Consider the following 18671-nt stretch of genomic DNA (forward strand, 5'->3'; position numbering starts at 1 on the left):
TGTTCCTCCTTTTAACAGGGAACATTCCCTATTACACTATTAACTTATTAAGCAATTCGGAAGTTTTATACATACAAAGGTTAGTTCTATGAACTAACCTTTGCTATTTCTCTATTTATTTTTTTAGAGAAGCTTCATATTCTTTATACTCTTTATCTGTAGCTGGCACTTTAATTTCACCGGCTGTAATTTTCTTTTCAAGCTCTTCTACTTTTGTTAAAATTTCAGGGTTAACTTTTTTCACGTTATCAGTTGTTTTTGAAATACCAATACCGTCATCTTTTAAGCCAAACTCTTCAATTTTCCCGCCTTTTAAATTCCCATCTTTTGCTTCTTTAGCTACTTTTTCTACTGCTACATCAACACGTTTAATCATTGAAGTTAATGTTACATTTTCAGGCATACCTTCTTGATGTTGGTCACGGTCAACACCGATTACCCAAACATTTTCACCTTTTTTCTTACGGTTTTTCGCTTCTGTGAACACACCGTTACCTGTACCACCAGCAGCATGATAAATTACGTCTACGCCTTGACCATACATTGCTGAAGCAAGAACTGTACCTTTTTCAGGCTTATCGAATGCTTCTGCATATTCAGATACGATTTCAATGTTTGGATTTACTGCCTTTGCACCAGCTTTAAATCCATTTTCAAATTTACTAATTAAATCACTTTTCATTCCACCAACAAATCCTACTTTATTCGATTTTGTTGACATAGCTGCTACCGCACCTACAAGGAATGATCCTTCATGATCTTTAAACGTAATACTCGTTACGTTCGGTGCATCTACAACAGTATCTACGATTGCAAATTGTTGTTTTGAAGATTCTTTTGCTACTTCTTTAATTGCACCTTCTAATTTATAACCAATTCCGAATGTTAAATCATATTTATCTTTTGAGAATTTTTTTAAATTCGGAATATAATCAGCTTCTTTTTCAGACTGAAGGTAACGATAATTTGTCTTTTCTTTTAAACCATTATCTTTACCAAACTTTTGTAACCCTTCCCAAGAAGATTGGTTAAATGACTTATCATCAACGCCCCCAACATCCGTTACGAGACCAACCTTGAAGTCTTTATTGTCTTTCGTGTCTTTCTTGTCACTGCTCGCCTTATCCGAGTTACCACATGCACCTAAAACTGTACTTGCTGCTAAAGTTAATGATAATAAAAGGCCTGCTTTTTTCTTCATACTAGAAACCCCTCCAAAAATGATATATATTTATTTATTCTTACGCTGCTGTTCCTTACTTCTTGCTGTCACCTCCCTAAAAAGGAATTTACCTACATACGCTTTCTTAATACGTGGAAGCTAAATTTATCAGCTCTAAAGTAATTGATAGAATATAAGATTGGCTCATCATTTTGATCATAGTGCATTTGTTTTAATACAAGCAGTGCTGTTTCAGGCTCACATTCTAAAATTGGTGAGATTTTAGGGTGATAGCCAATTGGCTCAATGTGAGCAACCGCATATGTTATGCGCTTATGCGTGTTATTATGTATCACCGTTAATAATGATTCCTCATTGTAACCCGATAAGTCTGGCAATATTTCTTTTGCAAGTTTATCGATACAATACACAACAGGTTCCCCATCTGCTGTACGCACGCGTTCAATCATCACTGCATTAAAACCATCTTCACTATTAAACTTCTCTTTTTCCTCTTCTGTTAAAGTTGTAGTAGATGATGATAAAAAGATTGTTCCTGGTGTTTTCCCCACACTAGAAATCATATCTGTAATACTAGAAAGTTGTTCTATTCCAGAAGAAAATAATGGCTTTGCATTTACAAATGTCCCTACACCATGTCTACGAATGACAACATTTTCTTCTTCTAAAATACGCAACGCTTCCCTTAAAGTCGCTCTACTTACGCCAAGTTCTTTCGCTAAATCAAACTCTGATGGTAACTTTTGTCGTTCTTTATAAGCTCCATCTTTAATTTTTTCTTTGATGTGATCAATCACCCGTAGATATAGGTGACGACTATCAGATTTTACTGACATAAGACTCCCCCGCATTTCAATTATTCGACCTCTGATGTAAGACTTCTTTTCTCTTTTTTCAACTTACAACATAGTACAAATGACTAAACACCAAAATAAGTGTAATTGTCGAATAAATAATAATAATTTTTTAAAATAAAATTTTCACTCTTTATTGCATAAAAAAAACTTTGCACCATAAACATTCCTCATTTCGAGAAAAAGTTCGGCACAAAGATCCTTTACATCCTTTGTTACACACTTTTCCCCTCATAGTCTAGCAATTCATGGTTGCCAGGTAGAAACTTATGGACCTTATCTCCAAGATTATATGAGGCAGTGATTCTTTTCGAAGTAATCTTACCACTTGCTCTCATACGTGTCAACAAAATCTAACATTTTTCTGCATTAAATATCGAACATTTACATAAAACATACTCAAAGTATTCGTATTCTAAAGGGCACCCCTAAATGTAAGCCCTTTCTTTATCGCTGAGTATAGTATATAACAAAAACACTATATAAAAAAGCCTAATTGTAAAAACAATTAGGCTTTTTTTAAGAACTTTTTTCTTGTACATCATTAATGAGTACTTCTCTCGGTTTACTCCCTTCATACGGACCTACTACACCATTCATTTCCATTGCATCAATTAGGCGAGCAGCTCGCGTATAACCTACTCTAAACCTACGTTGTAACATAGAAACAGATGCTGTTTGCATTTCCACTACAAGTTGAACCGCTTCATCATATAATTCATCTTCTACTTCCTGCTTCGTATCAGGAACATCTTGCGGAATCATATCTTCTTGATATTGTGCTTTTTGCTGTCCAATAACATATTCTACAACTCTCTCAACTTCATCATCTGATAAAAATGCGCCTTGTACACGTACAGGTTTCGATGCACCAATTGGTATAAACAGCATGTCTCCACGACCTAGTAGCTTCTCTGCACCACCACCGTCAAGAATTGTACGAGAATCTGTTTGAGAAGATACAGCGAATGCAATACGTGATGGAATATTTGCTTTAATAACACCCGTAATAACGTCAACTGACGGACGTTGCGTTGCAATAATTAAATGAATACCAGCAGCACGAGCCATTTGCGCTAGACGCATAATCGCATCCTCTACATCAGACGAAGCAACCATCATTAAATCTGCTAACTCGTCCACAATTACTACAATATAAGGTAATTCGGGTTGTTTCGCTTCTGATTGACTATTATGCTCTTTTATATAATCGTTGTATCCTTCAATGTTACGTGTACCACTATGAGCAAACAATTCATAACGACGTTCCATTTCACTCACAACTTTTTTCAATGCTTGCGATGCTTTTTTCGGATCAGTTACAACTGGCGTTAACAAATGAGGCACACCGTTATATACATTTAGCTCTACCATTTTCGGGTCAATCATCATTAATTTTACTTCATGTGGTTTTGCACGCATTAAAATACTAACAATAATACCGTTAATACATACACTTTTCCCGCTACCTGTCGCACCAGCTACGAGTAAATGAGGCATTTTATTTAGCCGGGCTAATACAGCTTCACCTGTAATATCTCGGCCAAGACCAATTAACAACTTCTCTTCCGGATGATTATTAGCCTTAGAGTCAAGAACTTCCCTCAGCGTTACCATCGAAACTTCTGAGTTTGGAACTTCGATCCCTACAGCTGATTTCCCGGGAATTGGCGCTTCAATACGAATGTCCTTTGCAGCTAAAGCAAGGGCTAAATCATCACTTAAACTGACAATTTTGCTTACCTTTACCCCCATATCAGGATACACTTCATATTTTGTAACTGCAGGACCTCTATGCACTTTTGTTACTTTCGCTTTCACTCCGAAACTTTGGAATGTACGTTCTAATTTACGAGCATTCTCATAAATTTCCGCATTTTCATTTGTAACTTGCTTATTCTTTGGAAATTTTAATATATCAAGTGAAGGAAGCTTGTAATCTTTATTTTCTACATTTGAAAATTGCATAGGAGGTGCTTGCGCTTCACTCTCTAACGATTCAACAATTTTTTCTCCACGCTTTTTCTTTGGTTCTTCAATTGGCGGAGTCTCTTCAATAAACGGTGAAGTGATCAACTCTTCTTGCTCTACTTCGATTCGTTTATCCTCTTCTTCATTTACAGGATAATTCTCAGTGAAATTCGAAATAATCGGAGGATCAATTGAGATTTCTTCCATCGGCTCAATAATTTCTTCTTGTTCTGCAGCACGTTTGCTTCTTGTGCTTCTTGTTGTTTTTTTCTTTTCTGTTTGTTCAGCCGTTCTTTTGGCTCTCCAATCTTTATAATCCCCTTGCATCACTTGAAACTGACTTCTAAGAATTCTACCAACTGGAGCTAACACTTCTCCAATATGCTTATTTGTTATACAAAGTATACCGAGAATAACTAGAATAATACCAATGATATAAGCTCCTACTTCGTCAAATAAGAAGTAACATGTTGCGAACATAAGCGCACCAAACATACCACCACCTAAATGAACGCTATCTGGCCCCTTTTTCATTTCAAGAAAGAAGTTATCTTTCGTACTCACAATAACAGAAGTATTTTGCACTGCTCCATCTTTTGTAAGAAGGTTAAATAATGTAATATGACTAAACATTAATATCGCCAATACAATTAAATAAAATCCAATTAATCGTTTATTTAAAAGGTTCGGCCATCCGCGTTTTATAACAAAGGAAACCGATAAAGCTATTACACCTAACACACCAATTATGTACCACTCACCAAAGAAGAAGCGAAAAAATAACACAAACGATTTCCCTACAACGCCTAGCTGTAAAATCGTAATGATTGAAAGTGCAAAAAGAGTTAAACCGACGATTTCATAATACAAAGTTGGCTTTATCGTACGTCTTGCCTTTGCCTTCGTCCCTCTTTGCTTTTGTTTTGCCATTTCTTCACCTCGTGTTCTACATATAAGTAAAGCTCCCTTCAAAACGCTCTATTTATATGTCTGTTTTCTCTATTTTTCTGGTCTTTATATCTTCTATTTTTACACTTCTTGTAAAATGCTAAATAAACAGAAGAAAGCAGCCTACTCATGGCTGCTCAACCGTCTTGTTTTTTATATTATACCATAGCTTCTAAACAAAATCCTTCTTTTTGCTAAAAGGTTATTTTCTGACCGGGCTCAAACTCTAAATAGTGAAGTGGGTCCGTACTTAGCACACGTACAATAGAATAACATCCATGTTCCTCTTCAGAAACCATTAATTCCACACCATTTATATTTACAACTTTTTGACTTTCACATTGTGAATAATCGACCGGATACACAAGTTGCTCTGGCATAATTGTATATAAAATCATTGTAGCATTGTCCCTTCTGTACTATCTTCCGCACGAACATCTATTAATTCGTTTAATTTTCGAATCGCATTTCCAATACCGCCGACATCATCTATAAGACCGTACTTTACTGCATCCCCACCAATTACATTCGTCCCAATATCTCGCGTTAAATTTCCTTTCGCAAACATAAGCTCTTTAAAACGATCTTCTGTTACTTTCGAGTGCTTCGTCACAAAACGAATGACTCTTTCTTGCATCTTATCCAAATACTCAAATGTTTGTGGCACACCTATGACAAGACCTGTTAAACGAATTGGATGAATTGTCATCGTCGCAGTTTCCGCAATAAACGAATAGTCAGTAGAAACAGCAATCGGTACACCGATGGAATGTCCCCCACCTAAAACTAGAGATACTGTTGGTTTTGAAAGTGAAGCTACCATTTCAGAAATTGCTAGCCCAGCTTCAACGTCACCTCCAACTGTATTTAATATTAAAAGCAAACCTTCAATTTTCGGATTTTGTTCAATCGCAACAATTTGCGGAATGATATGCTCATATTTTGTTGTTTTATTTTGCGGTGGTAATTGAACATGACCTTCCACTTGTCCGATAATCGTTAAACAATGAATACGTGATTCATTCATCTGTGGTACATTTGTCTGTCCAAGCTGTTGAATTTTTTCAACTATTGAAGCCTCTTTTCCAGCTTCTTTTGGCTCAGCTTCTTTTTCTTCATTTGTATATCGATCACGTTCTGTCATTTCGCATCCCCTTTCACTCGTATATAACTATTATTTCTTAAGTTATAAATTTCATTCGATAGGGTTAAAAAGAAAAAAGATCACCCATAAGGGTGATCTTTTTATACTTCCATAATAATCGGTAAAATCATAGGTTTTCTCTTTGTCTCTTCGTACAAGAACTGTCCTAATAATTCACGAATATTTTGTTTTAACATTGACCATTCAATTGAATATTCTTTAATTGACTGCTCAACAATCATACGTACAATCTCTGTAGATCGTTCAATTAACGCTTCTGATTCACGAACATATACGAAACCACGTGAAATGATTTCTGGGCCAGAGATAATTTTCTTTTCATCTTTACCAAGCGTTACAACAACTACTAGTATTCCATCTTGAGATAACATCTTTCTATCTCGAAGAACGATATTACCAACGTCACCTACACCTAATCCATCAATTAAAACATTACCAGCTTGTACTTTACCGACTAAGTTTGCTTCATCGTCACCAAAAGCAATTACATCGCCTTTTTCTACGATAAAGATATTTTCTCTTGTAATACCTACATCTTCAGCTAAATATGCATGTGCTTTTTGCATACGGAACTCACCATGTACGGGTACAAAGTACTTTGGTTTCATTAAATTTAACATTAATTTTAATTCTTCTTGGCTACCGTGACCTGACACGTGAACTTTTCGTTCGCCGTAATAAACAACTTCAGCTCCAGCTCTAAATAACAAATCAATAATTTTTGATACAGATATTTCATTACCCGGAATTGGCGAAGCAGCAATGATAACAGTATCACCTTTACGAATTGAAATTTGTTTATGCGCTTGTTTTGCCATTCTAGATAGAGCAGCCATCGGTTCACCTTGACTACCTGTCGTTAAAATAGCTACCTTTTTCTCTGGGAAGTTGTCTACTTCTTGTAATGAAATAACCATACCTTCTGGAACATCTAAATAACCAAGACGTCTTGCAATGTCTACTACTTTCACCATACTACGTCCTACTACTGCTACTTTTCGCCCTGTTTCAGCAGCTGCATCAAATACTTGTTGAATACGATGTACATTCGATGCAAATGAAGCAACGATAATGCGACCTTCTGCGCCGTAGAACACTTTAGAGATTTCTACACCAACTTCTTTTTCTGAACCTGTATAGCCTGGGCGCTCTGCGTTTGTACTATCAGATAACAAGCAAAGTACGCCTTCATTTCCGATTTGTGCCATTTTACCAAGGTCTGCTCCACTATTTCCAATTGGAGTTTGATCGAATTTAAAGTCTCCCGTATATACGACTGCACCTTTTGATGTATGGAAACAAACGCCAACAGAATCCGGAATACTATGTGTCGTTCCGAAGAATGACACCGTTGTAGTGTTAAATTCTACTGTTGAATTTGAATCGATTGTTTTTAGGTCTACACGGCCTAACATGCCCGCTTCACCAAGTTTTTCTTGTATAAGTCCTACTGTTAATTTCGTTGCATAGACTGGAATAGATAATTTACGAAGTACATACACAATTCCACCAATATGATCTTCATGACCGTGAGTAATAAATAAACCTTTTACTCGCTCTTGATTTTCCACTAAATATGTAATATCAGGAATAACGATATCAATTCCAAACATTTCATCTCCCGGGAACATTAACCCTGCATCTACGATAAAGATTTCAGAATCAATTTCAACACAGTACATGTTTTTCCCGATTTCACCTACTCCACCAAGAGCAAATACTTTAACAGACTCATTCTCTTTTCTCTTCATGTTGTTGCCTGGTTTAAAAATCTTGCAAACACTGATTTCACTAAAATTGCAGAGACACCAGGGGAAACTCTACAACCACCATATTTTCACCGTCCAAGACGAATGTCCTTACCGTTATGCGATATCATGTCCTTGTTTATTTTTTAAACCAGGTTTCACCTCTCTTTCATTATATAAATCAAATATCTTATTCGATATGATATGAAAATTTAATTAAATTATAATTTTTCCCAATTTTGCTAAGCATACCCGTACTAAGCTACTTAGCCATATTATACCTGATACAAGAAATAGAACACAAGTTAAATCGTGCGAAAGAAAGAGGAAAAGAACGGAATGACAACAAAAGTATCGAACGTATTTCCTTTATATTTACTCCGATTTTATACTCCATATTATTTTGAAGAACTAGCCATACATACGCTAAATTCATTTCATAATAGGGAGTTTCAAGATTTATTTTTCTAGAATCCAACAAAAACACTTACAAAATGGAGTTTTTTTATGAATTACGTCACATTTGAGGGGATTTCTCTAAAAACAGACACCGTAGTTTATTACGTTTATGCCATAATATCTATCATTTTTTGACTCAGTTAAAGGGATACGATTATTTTCTTATACACATAATGAAGAAGCGATTAATATTCTTATAAGAACACATATAAGTAAGAAAAAGAGGAAAAGATTTGCATATAATAAAAAATGACCTAGTTCTACACTAGGTCATTTTTTATTAACGAGGGATAGATTGCATTACAGATTGTAACGTTACTCTTTCTTCTTCTGTTAATGGAAGAAGTGGTAAACGTACAGAACCTACATCTAATCCAACCATTTGTAACGCTGTTTTTACTGGAGTTGGACTTGGCGCCATAAATAATGAATCAGTTACTCTTACAAGTAATTGATGTAATTTTTGTGCCTTCTTAAATTCTCCTGCTTGAAATGCTGTAATCATTTCTTGCATTTCGTTTCCGATAACATGAGAGGCTACCGAAACGATACCTTTCGCTCCAACTGCCATAGCTGGTAACGTTAAACCGTCATCACCGCTGTATACCGCAAAGTCGTCCGCTGTTTTTTCAATGATTTCTGTCATTGTTAACACATCGCCGCCGGCATCTTTAATAGCAACAATGTTTTCTATTTCTGATAAACGAACAACTGTATCAACGGAGATTTGTACAATAGATCGTCCTGGAACGTTATATAGCATAACCGGAAGCGGCGTGCTTTCAGCAATTGCTTTAAAATGCTGATACATTCCTTCTTGACTCGGTTTGTTATAATACGGTGCTACTAGCATTACTGCATCCACACCAACTTCTGTTGCCTTTTTAGTTAAGTCAATAGAAGCATGCGTATTATTGCTACCTGTTCCAGCGATTACGGGCACTCTTTTATCGACAACAGATACGACATGGCGATATAACGCTACTTTCTCTTCTGAAGTTAATGTAGGAGATTCTCCTGTCGTTCCTCCTACCACGATTGCTGTTGTACCGTTATCAATTAAATAATTTACCAATTTCGTTGTCTTTGCAAAATCGATATTCCCGTTTATATCAAACGGTGTTACCATCGCGGTTGCAATTGTCCCAAAATCTATCATGGTCTCACTCCTTATTGTTCCAGTTGCTTTTCTTTTGAAAGCTCAAACGCACTATGTAATGCATTTACAGCCTCCACTAAATCAGTTTCTTTTACAAGAACCCAAATTGTTGTATGACTATCTGCCGATTGCAGGATTTGAATACCTTTTTCCGCTAAAGCTGTAACGATTTTCGCAGTAACCCCTGGGTATCCTGCCATTCCAGCCCCAACGATAGATACTTTCGCACAATGTTCTGTCACAATTGGCTCATATCCAAGGTTCTGTAATAATTTAACTGCATGACTTGATACATTATCACTCACTGTATATGCTACGCCAGTAGGTGAAATATTAATTAAATCAACACTTATTCTTTCGTTCGCCATCTCTTTAAACACATGTTGTTGCAAATCATATGCCGTTTCTTTTGCAAGCACTTTAATTTGCGTTACGTTTGATACGTGGGCAATGCCTGTAACAGGACGTTCTTCTACATCACGACCTCTTGTAGCACCGTCATATGCTGAAATAAGCGTACCTTCACTATCAGAATACGTAGAACGTACACGAAGTGGCACTTTTGCATGCATCGCAATTTCAACTGCACGTGGATGAACGACTTTCGCACCTTGATAAGCCATGTTACAAATTTCGTTATACGTTACAGTTTGAAGATGACGTGCATCTTTTACAATACGAGGATCCGCAGTCATAACACCTTCTACATCAGTGAATATATCGATGTATTCAGCATGAAGTGCAACACCTAATGCTGAAGCTGAAGTATCACTACCTCCGCGTCCAAGTGTTGTCGTATCACCTTTTTTCGTTTGTCCCTGGAATCCTGTAACGACGATTACATCTACATTTTCTAACTCTTCATGTATACGATCGCAATTCATTTCAATAATCTTTGCATTCGTAAAGTCATCATTCGTTACAAAACCAGCTTGTGCACCATTTAATGCTGCTGCTTTTATACCGTTCTCATTCAACATATTAGAGAAAACAATTGCAGAGATTAACTCTCCACACGATAATAATAAATCTTGCTCACGCTTAGAAATAGTAGATTCCTCTTGATTTACAAGACTTAATAACGTATCCGTTGCATATGGTTCACCTTTACGGCCCATAGCAGATACGACAGTAACTACTTTATAACCAGCAGCTAATGATTTTTTTATATGATGAAGCGCATGCTTACGTCCATTGTCATCACGTACTGATGTGCCACCAAATTTTTGAACAATTATTTTCATATTTTGCACCTTCTCTTAGCCGTTTACACTAATTGTAATTTTACTAAGCGCTCTGCAATTTGAACAGAATTCCATGCAGCGCCTTTTAATAAGTTATCAGATACGACCCAAAGATGGAATCCTTTATCGTTATTTAAATCTTTACGGATTCTTCCAACGAATACTTCGTTTTTACCTACTGCAGTAGCTGGCATTGGATATAACTGCTCTTCTGGATTATCTTGTAGAACAATACCTTCCGCATTTGCAAGTAAGCTCTTTAATTCTGCTACTGTTACGCCTTCTTTTTCTACTTCGATGTAAACAGACTCAGAGTGTCCTGATACAACTGGTAAACGTACACATGTTGCCGCTACTTCTAATTCAGGCATATGCATAATTTTTTTCGTTTCGTTAATCATTTTCATTTCTTCAAACGTAAATCCATTATCTTGGAATTTATCAATCTGTGGAATCGCATTAAAAGCAATTGGGAAATGCTTCTTATCACCTGATACAGGAAGAACATTTGCCTTAACTTCTTCGCCATTTAAGATTGCTTGTGATTGTTCATGCAGTTCTTCAATAGCTGCCGCACCAGCACCTGATACAGCTTGATATGTGGAAACGATTACTCGTTTTAAACCATATTGCTGACGAACTGGCTCAAGAGCTACTACCATTTGAATTGTAGAACAGTTTGGATTTGCAATAATACCATTATGTTCTTTTAAGGCGTTTTCATTTACTTCAGGTACAACAAGTGGCACGTTTTCTGTCATACGGAATGCACTTGTATTATCAACAACAATCGCACCGCGTTTTGCTGCTTCTGGCGCTAATTGTTTCGATACAGATCCACCAGCACTAAATAGTGCAATATCTACTCCTTCAAAGCTTTCAGGAGTTGCCTCTTGAACTGTAAATTCTTCGCCTTTAAATACAAGTTTCTTACCTGCAGATCGTTTAGATGAAAGTAACGTTAATTTCCCGATTGGAAATTCTCGTTTCTCTAAAGTATTTAACATTTGTTCACCAACTGCGCCGGTTGCTCCAACTACAGCGACATGAAAAGTTTTTTGCTTTTCCATCACTATGCCCCTTTCTAGATACCAATCCTTCTATAACTTAGAATCAGAAGGAGTATACAATACCCCTTCTAATCTTAATAACGTTAATTTTATCATATTCTACAGTAAGAATGATGGTTTCATCAAAAATTGTCCGTTTTTTTTCGTTTTTTAATTCATATATCTGAATTTTTCTACGACCACCGGTTGCAATTGCTTCCCTTGCAGCGCTTCTAATACTGTATCTTCCAGTAACTCCATACGAGCTACCATTGAGTTCGGTTTTTTCTCTGGCGCATCTTGACCGAATGGGACGAAGTAGATGTTTTTTGTTGCCATTAGGCGCATGAGATTTACCCCATTTAACCCTAAAGCATCATTCGTCGAAACCGCCAATACGACAGGCTTGCCATTTCTTAGCGTCGCTTTTGCTGCCATTAGTACTGGAGAATCTGTCATTGCATTTGCAAATTTACTCATAGAATTTCCTGTTAAAGGAGCGATTACCATGCAGTCTAATGGAATTTTAGGTCCAAGTGGCTCTGCTCCAACAATTGAATTAATTGCTTTAAAACCTGTTATTTCTTCAATCTTCTTAATCCACTCTGCTCCTTCTCCAAATCTAGTATTTGTTGATTGAACAGTGTATGAAACAACAGGACGTACTTCTGCTCCTTCAGCAATTAATTTTTCTAAGTGCGGCATAACTTCCTCATACGTACAATGTGAACCTGTAAATCCGAAACCAATTCGTTTCCCCTTCAAACTCATTTCTTTTCCTCCTCCTTTGCGATTGCATCTGCTGCTAATAACTGAGAAAGAACATTTGCTAAGATTTGCCCAGCCGTTTTTGGGGCAACAATACCTGGTAATCCAGGTGCTAGCAATGCTTTGACTCCTCTTTTTTCTGCATATCTAAAGTCGGTACCGCCTGGTTTAGAAGCTAAATCAATCACTAACGTATGAGCTGGCATTTTTGCAATAACATTCGCTGTTACAACGAGGTGCGGAATCGTATTAATTACAATATCGATATTTCCTACTTCTTTCTCTATGTCTTGCATATGAAAAGGAGAAAACATCATTTCTGTAATACGTGCAATATGTTCAGATCGTCTTGCTCCAACTTTGACATGGGCTCCTAATGATTGAAATGCTCTCGCAACACTCATTCCTGTTCTACCAAATCCTAGAACCATTACATTGGACCCATGAATTGTATAGTCGGTATGTTGAATTACCATCATTAATGTACCTTCTACCGTTGGAATAGAATTGTATATTGCTACATCATCACGATCAAATAATTTAACAAGTTTTCGGTTCGTAGTAGATACGAGATTTTCCAAGTAAGGTGTACCAATACCTGAATATATAGTAAAGTGTTCTGGTGTATTTTCAATTTGTTCTTTCGTTATTGAAACTTTTTCATTTGAAAAAATAGTATCTACTTCTCCTTTGGCATTTGTACCGGCAACCGGCAAAATAATTGCGTCTACAGAAGTGAAATCTAAATTTTGTATACTTTCTTTTGCTGCCCCTGTGAAACCATGATCTAACTGATCAAAACCTATCAAAGAAAGTTTCGCATCCAATTCAACTAGCTTACGAATTACTTCTAGCTGTCTTGCATCTCCTCCTATGACAGCAATATGCATCTCAGTCAACATTCCCTAATTCACCTTCTTTTTCTGTCATTTATAAGAAAAGTGCCTACTTTTTCTTTTTCCTCCACATCATATGTAATGTACGAGTTTATGGTGATTGAAAATCCAAGTGCACATATGATTTATCAGGTTTCTATGTAGATACAAAAAAAGATGACCAAAATGGCCATCCTTCACTCCGAATTTGAACGATCTATACTATCACAAAGGAGCACGTGTCCGACTTTCTTTATTTGACTCCATGCCACCCTTACTTCTTGTGGTTCCTTTTTAAAACCTCCCCACTTCCCTACAGGTATTATAAGTGTTTGTATTTGTCCGTCTTTCACATTAATCTCTAAATCCATATAACCTAAGACTCCCATTTTTTCCGCTTTTTCTATATCTACAACCTCTTTACCACTTAATTCACTTAATCGCATACACACTCCACTCCCCTAATGAATTTTTCATTTGCATTGTCTATAATTAGTACCTATTCTATATGTATAAAAAAAATAACCTTCTCTCATTTAAAAAGAAAGAAGGTTATTTTCAGATACATCGTAAAAATTGATTATAGTTTTATTCCTTTTGGAAGTTTTCCGTCTGGACTAATAAGTGCCGCAGAGAACTCGTCAGTAAACATATTGCGAATTAATCCGTCCACATTTTCTTTTGTTACAGTGTTTACACTTTCAATAATCTCATCAAGTGAACGATGTTTACGAAGAAGCAATTCATTTTTACCGTTACGGCTCATACGGCTATTTGTACTTTCTAAACTTAACATTAAGTTTCCTTTTAATTGCTCTTTACTATTCATAAGCTCTTTTTCTGTAATACCTGTATTTTTCAATGTCTCTAATGTTTCTTGCATTGTTTCATACAATGTATCTAATTGTTGGCTACCTGTTCCACCGTAAAGTGTTAACATGCCTGTATCTTCATAAGAAGAGTGGTAAGAAAATACTGAGTAAGCTAATCCACGTTGCTCACGTACTTCTTGGAATAAACGGCTACTCATGCTACCGCCTAAAACATTATTTAATACAATTAAGTTATAAATATCTTCGTGTCCCATTTGTAAGCCTTTATATCCTAGACATAAATGAGCTTGTTCCGTTTCTTTTTTACGGGCTACCTTATTGAAATGGAAAATTGGGCTATGTACTTGTTCACGGTTTGTTGTTCCTTCATAACTACCGAAATATTGCTCCACTGTTTGTAAAAATGCTTCATCAATATTTCCTGCGATTGATACAACTACATTTTCAGGTGTGTAATGATCTTTTATATATTGACGTAACGTATCACCTGTAAACGTATTAAGCGTTTCTTCTGTTCCTAAAATAGGATATCCAAGTGGATGCGTTTCATATGTTGCTTTCGTTAACATATCATGCACAATATCATCTGGAGCATCTTCGTACATTTTAATTTCTTCACATACGACATTCTTCTCTTTTTTCAGTTCTTCCTCATCAAATGTTGAATTAAAGAACATGTCTGCTAAAACATCTAAAGCATATTTAGCATGCTCATCTAATACTTTTGCATAGTAACATGTATATTCTTTTGAAGTAAATGCATTCACTTGACCACCAATGCTATCAAATGATTCTGCAATCTCTCGTGCACTACGTGTTTCTGTCCCTTTAAAGAACATATGCTCTAAAAAGTGAGAAATCCCGTTATTTTTTTCATTTTCATTTCTTGATCCCGCATGGATCCAAATACCAATCGCAACCGATCTTACAGTTGGTATATTCTCCATAACTATTCTTACACCATTTTTACAAGTATATTTTTTAATCAAAAACTTTCCTCCTACTGCCAGTTTCTCTAAATAAGTGCTATTATTTAATGATAACAAGTTTAAGGATGAATGTCATGCAAATGTATTTAATCCACACGTTTTTCATCCAGTAATTCTGTTATATTCCCCACTTTATATCCTTGTTCCTTCAATTTTTTAATCATTGTATCTAATGCTTCTGCCGTTGACGAAGTAGGATGCATTAATACGATAGCACCTGGGTGTATTTTTCTCATTACTCTCTGCAATAGTACATCTGGCTCAGGTCGCTTCCAATCGATTGTATCGACAGTCCACATAATCGTTCCCATTTGGAAATCATCAGCGATTTTCACGACTTCATCCCGAAAACTTCCACTCGGCGGGGCAAACCATCTTACTTTTTGATTCGTTACTACTTCTATCATTCGATTTGTTTTTTGTAACTGCTCTCGTATTTCATCAGACGATAGCGTTTTCATATTAGGGTGCGTATAAGAATGATTTCCGACTTCTTGATTTGCATCGACAATCATTTTTGCAAATCGTAAATTTTCTTTCACCCAACGTCCTTCTAAAAAGAAAGTGGCCTTCACATCATGCTTTTTCAATATCTCTAATATGCGAGGCAAATACTCATTTCCCCATGCCACATTTATTGTTAATCCTACCATTTTTTTATTTGGATGGCCTCTATAAATTGGAGCGGATGATAAATCTTCTAAATGAACACTCGGTGAGACTTCTTTGAATTCAAGATATTTTTGATCAAATTCCTTTAGCTTCTTCATATTATTATACGATGCTTCAATATCCACTTGTCTTCCATTATATCCAGGTGTTGCCTTCCATATTTTATCAATCATCGCATTTTGAGGTGCAATCTCATACTTTTTTGCATGCTTTTGAATTTCTTCATGCAAGTTATCTTGTGCAAAAACAGAATAAGAGCCTAAACTGACATATAAAGAAAATATACATATGTATGCCAATATACGAACTTTCATATAAACCCTCCCAAATTAACTATATAAAAACATTTTCTTCTTATCTTTGTTAATTTGAGCGTTATAATGAAAACTATACCTATGCTGACATAAAAATATATATAAATCATATTTTTACATAACAAAAAAAGCCAGTTAAACTGGCTTTTACTTATTGCTGCTCTTGTTTGTTTTCTTCTTTAGCAGCTTCTTTTTCTTGCTCTTCTTTTAGCAATACTTTTCTAGATAGATTTACGCGACCTTGCTTGTCAATCTCGATAACTTTAACTGTAATTACATCACCGATTTTTACAACGTCTTCTACTTTACCTACACGCTCAAGTGCAAGTTCAGAAATATGAACTAATCCATCTTTACCGCTGAATAATTCAACGAAAGCACCGAATTTCTCAACACGTTTCACTTTTCCTTCGTAGATTTCACCTACTTGTACTTCGCGAACGATATCTTCGATAATTTTCTTAGCTTTGTCGTTCATTTCTTGGTTTATTGAAGAAATGAATACTGTGCCATCTTGCTCGATGTCAATTTTAACGCCAGTTTCTTCAATAATTTTATTGATTTGTTTACCGCTCGGTCCGATAACGTCACGGATTTTATCTGGATTAATTGTCATTGTAATAATCTTTGGAGCGTACGCTGATAATTCAGTGCGTGGCTCTGGAATAACAGATAACATATGATTTAGAATGTGCACACGACCAACTTTCGCTTGTTGTAATGCCTCTTCTAAAATTTCACGAGATAGACCATCGATTTTAATGTCCATTTGTAGTGCAGTTACACCTTGTGCTGTACCTGCTACTTTAAAGTCCATATCACCTAAATGATCTTCCATACCTTGAATATCAGATAAAATTGTGTAATGCTCACCAGTTTTAACTAGACCCATTGCAATACCTGCAACTGGAGCTTTAAGTGGAACACCAGCATCCATCATTGCTAAAGTACTACCACAAATACTTGCTTGTGAAGTAGAACCATTTGATTCTAAAACTTCAGATACAAGACGTACTGTGTATGGGAAATCTTTTTCAGATGGAATTACAGGCTCAAGTGCGCGTTCTCCTAGTGCACCGTGACCGATTTCACGACGACCTGGTCCACGCATTGGTCTTGTTTCACCAACACTAAATGATGGGAAATTGTAATGGTGCATAAAGCGTTTTGATTCTTCTACACCAAGACCATCTAAAATTTGCACATCGCCTAATGCACCTAATGTACAAATACTTAATGCTTGTGTTTGTCCACGAGTGAACAAACCAGAACCGTGTGTACGAGATAAAATACCAACCTCTGATGCTAATGGACGGATTTCGTCACCTTTACGGCCATCTGGACGGATTTTTTCAACTGTAATAAGACGACGTACTTCTTCTTTTACAATTTTATATAAAATCTCATTTACTTGTCCTAATGTATCAGCGTCAGCTTCCTGCGCTTCGTAATGCTCAATAACACGCTTTTTCACTTCGTTAATTGCATCTTCACGTGCATGTTTCTCATGTACTTGAATTGCTGAATGCATATCTTCTTCAGCCATTTCACGTACAGCTTGGTTAAGATCAGCGTCAACTTCATAAAGTTTCACTTCTGATTTCTCTTTACCTACAGCTTGTACAATCTCTTCTTGGAATGCAATTAGACGTTTAATTTCGTCATGACCAAACATAATTGCTTCTAACATTGTTTCTTCAGGTACTTGATCTGCTCCTGCTTCAACCATGTTAATCGCATCTTTCGTACCAGCTACAACTAAGTGGATATCACTTTGTTCTTGCTGTTCTACTGTTGGGTTAATAACGAATTCGCCATTAATACGGCCAACTGTCGCACCAGCGATTGGACCTTCAAATGGAATATCTGAAATCGATAACGCTAATGAAGAACCAAGCATAGCTGCCATTTCAGAAGAACAATCTTGATCAACACTCATTACAATGCTGACAACTTGTACTTCGTTACGGAAGCCATCTGCGAATAGCGGACGAATTGGACGGTCGATTAAACGACTTGCCAAAATTGCTTTTTCACTTGGACGACCTTCACGCTTAATAAAACCGCCAGGAATTTTTCCGACTGCATATAAACGCTCTTCATAGTTTACTGTAAGTGGGAAGAAATCTACATTTTTTGCTTCTTTTGATGCAGTTGCTGTAGATAGAACCGCTGTATCGCCATATCTTACTAATACTGCTCCGTTCGCTTGTTTTGCAAGCTGACCAGTTTCAACTGTTAGCTGGCGACCAGCTAAATCTATCGAGAAGACTTGCTTTTCTTGACTCATTTAAGTACCCCTCTCAATTTAAAGTATTCAATTCTTCTATGTAAATGGATAGTATATCACAATATTCTACCTCTAGTATTGCCTAAAATTAAGTAAGCTATAAAGCGTAGAAGATATATTTTTACCTAACAAAAAAGCGGGAATATTCCC

General features: G+C 36.3%; 15 protein-coding genes and 1 riboswitch. All 15 genes read right to left on the minus strand.

From position 1 onward, the window contains the following. Positions 1–115: 115 nt before the first annotated feature. Positions 116–1201, minus strand: a complete 1086-nt coding sequence (locus ACTL4X_RS19225) for a BMP family lipoprotein (protein WP_000725771.1) — start codon at positions 1199–1201, stop codon at positions 116–118. A gap of 92 nt (positions 1202–1293) precedes the next feature. Continuing rightward, the gene (locus ACTL4X_RS19230; protein WP_000114182.1) at positions 1294–2019 is read right to left on the minus strand and encodes a GntR family transcriptional regulator; all 726 of its coding nucleotides are present in this window, start codon (positions 2017–2019) and stop codon (positions 1294–1296) included. A 232-nt stretch (positions 2020–2251) separates the two neighbouring features. Beyond that, positions 2252–2353, minus strand: a riboswitch (purine riboswitch). Between the two features lie 203 nt (positions 2354–2556). Then, a complete protein-coding gene (locus ACTL4X_RS19235; RefSeq protein ID WP_001118782.1) occupies positions 2557–4938 on the minus strand; it encodes a DNA translocase FtsK in 2382 nt (793 codons plus the stop codon). A gap of 212 nt (positions 4939–5150) precedes the next feature. Beyond that, on the minus strand, positions 5151–5354 hold the full coding sequence (locus tag ACTL4X_RS19240; protein ID WP_000605036.1) for a YlzJ-like family protein: 204 nt from the start codon (positions 5352–5354) through the stop codon (positions 5151–5153). Continuing rightward, a complete protein-coding gene (gene tepA / locus ACTL4X_RS19245) occupies positions 5351–6100 on the minus strand; it encodes a translocation-enhancing protein TepA (RefSeq protein WP_000139806.1) in 750 nt (249 codons plus the stop codon). The genes ACTL4X_RS19240 and tepA overlap by 4 nt, the downstream gene beginning before the upstream one ends. A gap of 101 nt (positions 6101–6201) precedes the next feature. After that, positions 6202–7872, minus strand: coding sequence for a ribonuclease J (locus ACTL4X_RS19250; RefSeq protein WP_000823096.1), 1671 nt, complete (start codon positions 7870–7872; stop codon positions 6202–6204). Between the two features lie 736 nt (positions 7873–8608). Next, the gene (dapA, locus tag ACTL4X_RS19255) at positions 8609–9487 is read right to left on the minus strand and encodes a 4-hydroxy-tetrahydrodipicolinate synthase (RefSeq protein WP_000564763.1); all 879 of its coding nucleotides are present in this window, start codon (positions 9485–9487) and stop codon (positions 8609–8611) included. 11 nt (positions 9488–9498) lie between these two features. Continuing rightward, positions 9499–10731 (minus strand): aspartate kinase, encoded by a 1233-nt coding sequence (gene dapG, locus ACTL4X_RS19260; protein ID WP_086400998.1) that lies wholly within the window; start codon positions 10729–10731, stop codon positions 9499–9501. Between the two features lie 23 nt (positions 10732–10754). Continuing rightward, a complete protein-coding gene (locus ACTL4X_RS19265; RefSeq protein WP_441394942.1) occupies positions 10755–11801 on the minus strand; it encodes an aspartate-semialdehyde dehydrogenase in 1047 nt (348 codons plus the stop codon). A gap of 150 nt (positions 11802–11951) precedes the next feature. Further along, positions 11952–12551 carry a dipicolinate synthase subunit B gene (dpaB, locus tag ACTL4X_RS19270; RefSeq protein ID WP_000053596.1) on the minus strand — a complete coding sequence of 200 codons (600 nt, stop codon included), beginning with the start codon at positions 12549–12551 and terminating at the stop codon, positions 11952–11954. Next, positions 12548–13450, minus strand: a complete 903-nt coding sequence (gene dpaA, locus ACTL4X_RS19275; protein ID WP_000954735.1) for a dipicolinic acid synthetase subunit A — start codon at positions 13448–13450, stop codon at positions 12548–12550. The genes dpaB and dpaA overlap by 4 nt, the downstream gene beginning before the upstream one ends. A 170-nt stretch (positions 13451–13620) precedes the next feature. Then, on the minus strand, positions 13621–13869 hold the full coding sequence (locus ACTL4X_RS19280) for a YlmC/YmxH family sporulation protein (RefSeq protein WP_033696401.1): 249 nt from the start codon (positions 13867–13869) through the stop codon (positions 13621–13623). A gap of 134 nt (positions 13870–14003) precedes the next feature. After that, positions 14004–15245: a M16 family metallopeptidase gene (locus ACTL4X_RS19285; RefSeq protein WP_000592996.1), complete on the minus strand. Its 1242-nt coding sequence runs from the start codon at positions 15243–15245 to the stop codon at positions 14004–14006. A gap of 86 nt (positions 15246–15331) precedes the next feature. Continuing rightward, a complete protein-coding gene (locus ACTL4X_RS19290; RefSeq protein WP_086400997.1) occupies positions 15332–16231 on the minus strand; it encodes a polysaccharide deacetylase family protein in 900 nt (299 codons plus the stop codon). Positions 16232–16382: 151 nt separating this feature from the next. Next, positions 16383–18521 carry a polyribonucleotide nucleotidyltransferase gene (gene pnp, locus ACTL4X_RS19295; RefSeq protein ID WP_000076737.1) on the minus strand — a complete coding sequence of 713 codons (2139 nt, stop codon included), beginning with the start codon at positions 18519–18521 and terminating at the stop codon, positions 16383–16385. Between the last annotated feature and the right edge of the window lie 150 nt (positions 18522–18671).

It is taken from the genome of Bacillus sp. RE35, assembly GCF_052146655.1.
Lineage (GTDB): Bacteria > Bacillota > Bacilli > Bacillales > Bacillaceae_G > Bacillus_A > Bacillus_A cereus.

Excerpts from the sequence above, each read along its gene's own strand:
- ACTL4X_RS19225 (WP_000725771.1), bottom strand. The coding sequence starts at position 1,201 with ATGAAGAAAAAAGCAGGCCTTTTATTATCATTAACTTTAGCAGCAAGT.
- ACTL4X_RS19230 (WP_000114182.1), bottom strand. The coding sequence starts at position 2,019 with ATGTCAGTAAAATCTGATAGTCGTCACCTATATCTACGGGTGATTGAT.
- ACTL4X_RS19235 (WP_001118782.1), bottom strand. The coding sequence starts at position 4,938 with ATGGCAAAACAAAAGCAAAGAGGGACGAAGGCAAAGGCAAGACGTACG.
- ACTL4X_RS19240 (WP_000605036.1), bottom strand. The coding sequence starts at position 5,354 with ATGATTTTATATACAATTATGCCAGAGCAACTTGTGTATCCGGTCGAT.
- tepA (WP_000139806.1), bottom strand. The coding sequence starts at position 6,100 with ATGACAGAACGTGATCGATATACAAATGAAGAAAAAGAAGCTGAGCCA.
- ACTL4X_RS19250 (WP_000823096.1), bottom strand. The coding sequence starts at position 7,872 with ATGAAGAGAAAAGAGAATGAGTCTGTTAAAGTATTTGCTCTTGGTGGA.
- dapA (WP_000564763.1), bottom strand. The coding sequence starts at position 9,487 with ATGATAGATTTTGGGACAATTGCAACCGCGATGGTAACACCGTTTGAT.
- dapG (WP_086400998.1), bottom strand. The coding sequence starts at position 10,731 with ATGAAAATAATTGTTCAAAAATTTGGTGGCACATCAGTACGTGATGAC.
- ACTL4X_RS19265 (WP_441394942.1), bottom strand. The coding sequence starts at position 11,801 with ATGGAAAAGCAAAAAACTTTTCATGTCGCTGTAGTTGGAGCAACCGGC.
- dpaB (WP_000053596.1), bottom strand. The coding sequence starts at position 12,551 with ATGAGTTTGAAGGGGAAACGAATTGGTTTCGGATTTACAGGTTCACAT.
- dpaA (WP_000954735.1), bottom strand. The coding sequence starts at position 13,450 with ATGTTGACTGAGATGCATATTGCTGTCATAGGAGGAGATGCAAGACAG.
- ACTL4X_RS19280 (WP_033696401.1), bottom strand. The coding sequence starts at position 13,869 with ATGCGATTAAGTGAATTAAGTGGTAAAGAGGTTGTAGATATAGAAAAA.
- ACTL4X_RS19290 (WP_086400997.1), bottom strand. The coding sequence starts at position 16,231 with ATGAAAGTTCGTATATTGGCATACATATGTATATTTTCTTTATATGTC.
- pnp (WP_000076737.1), bottom strand. The coding sequence starts at position 18,521 with ATGAGTCAAGAAAAGCAAGTCTTCTCGATAGATTTAGCTGGTCGCCAG.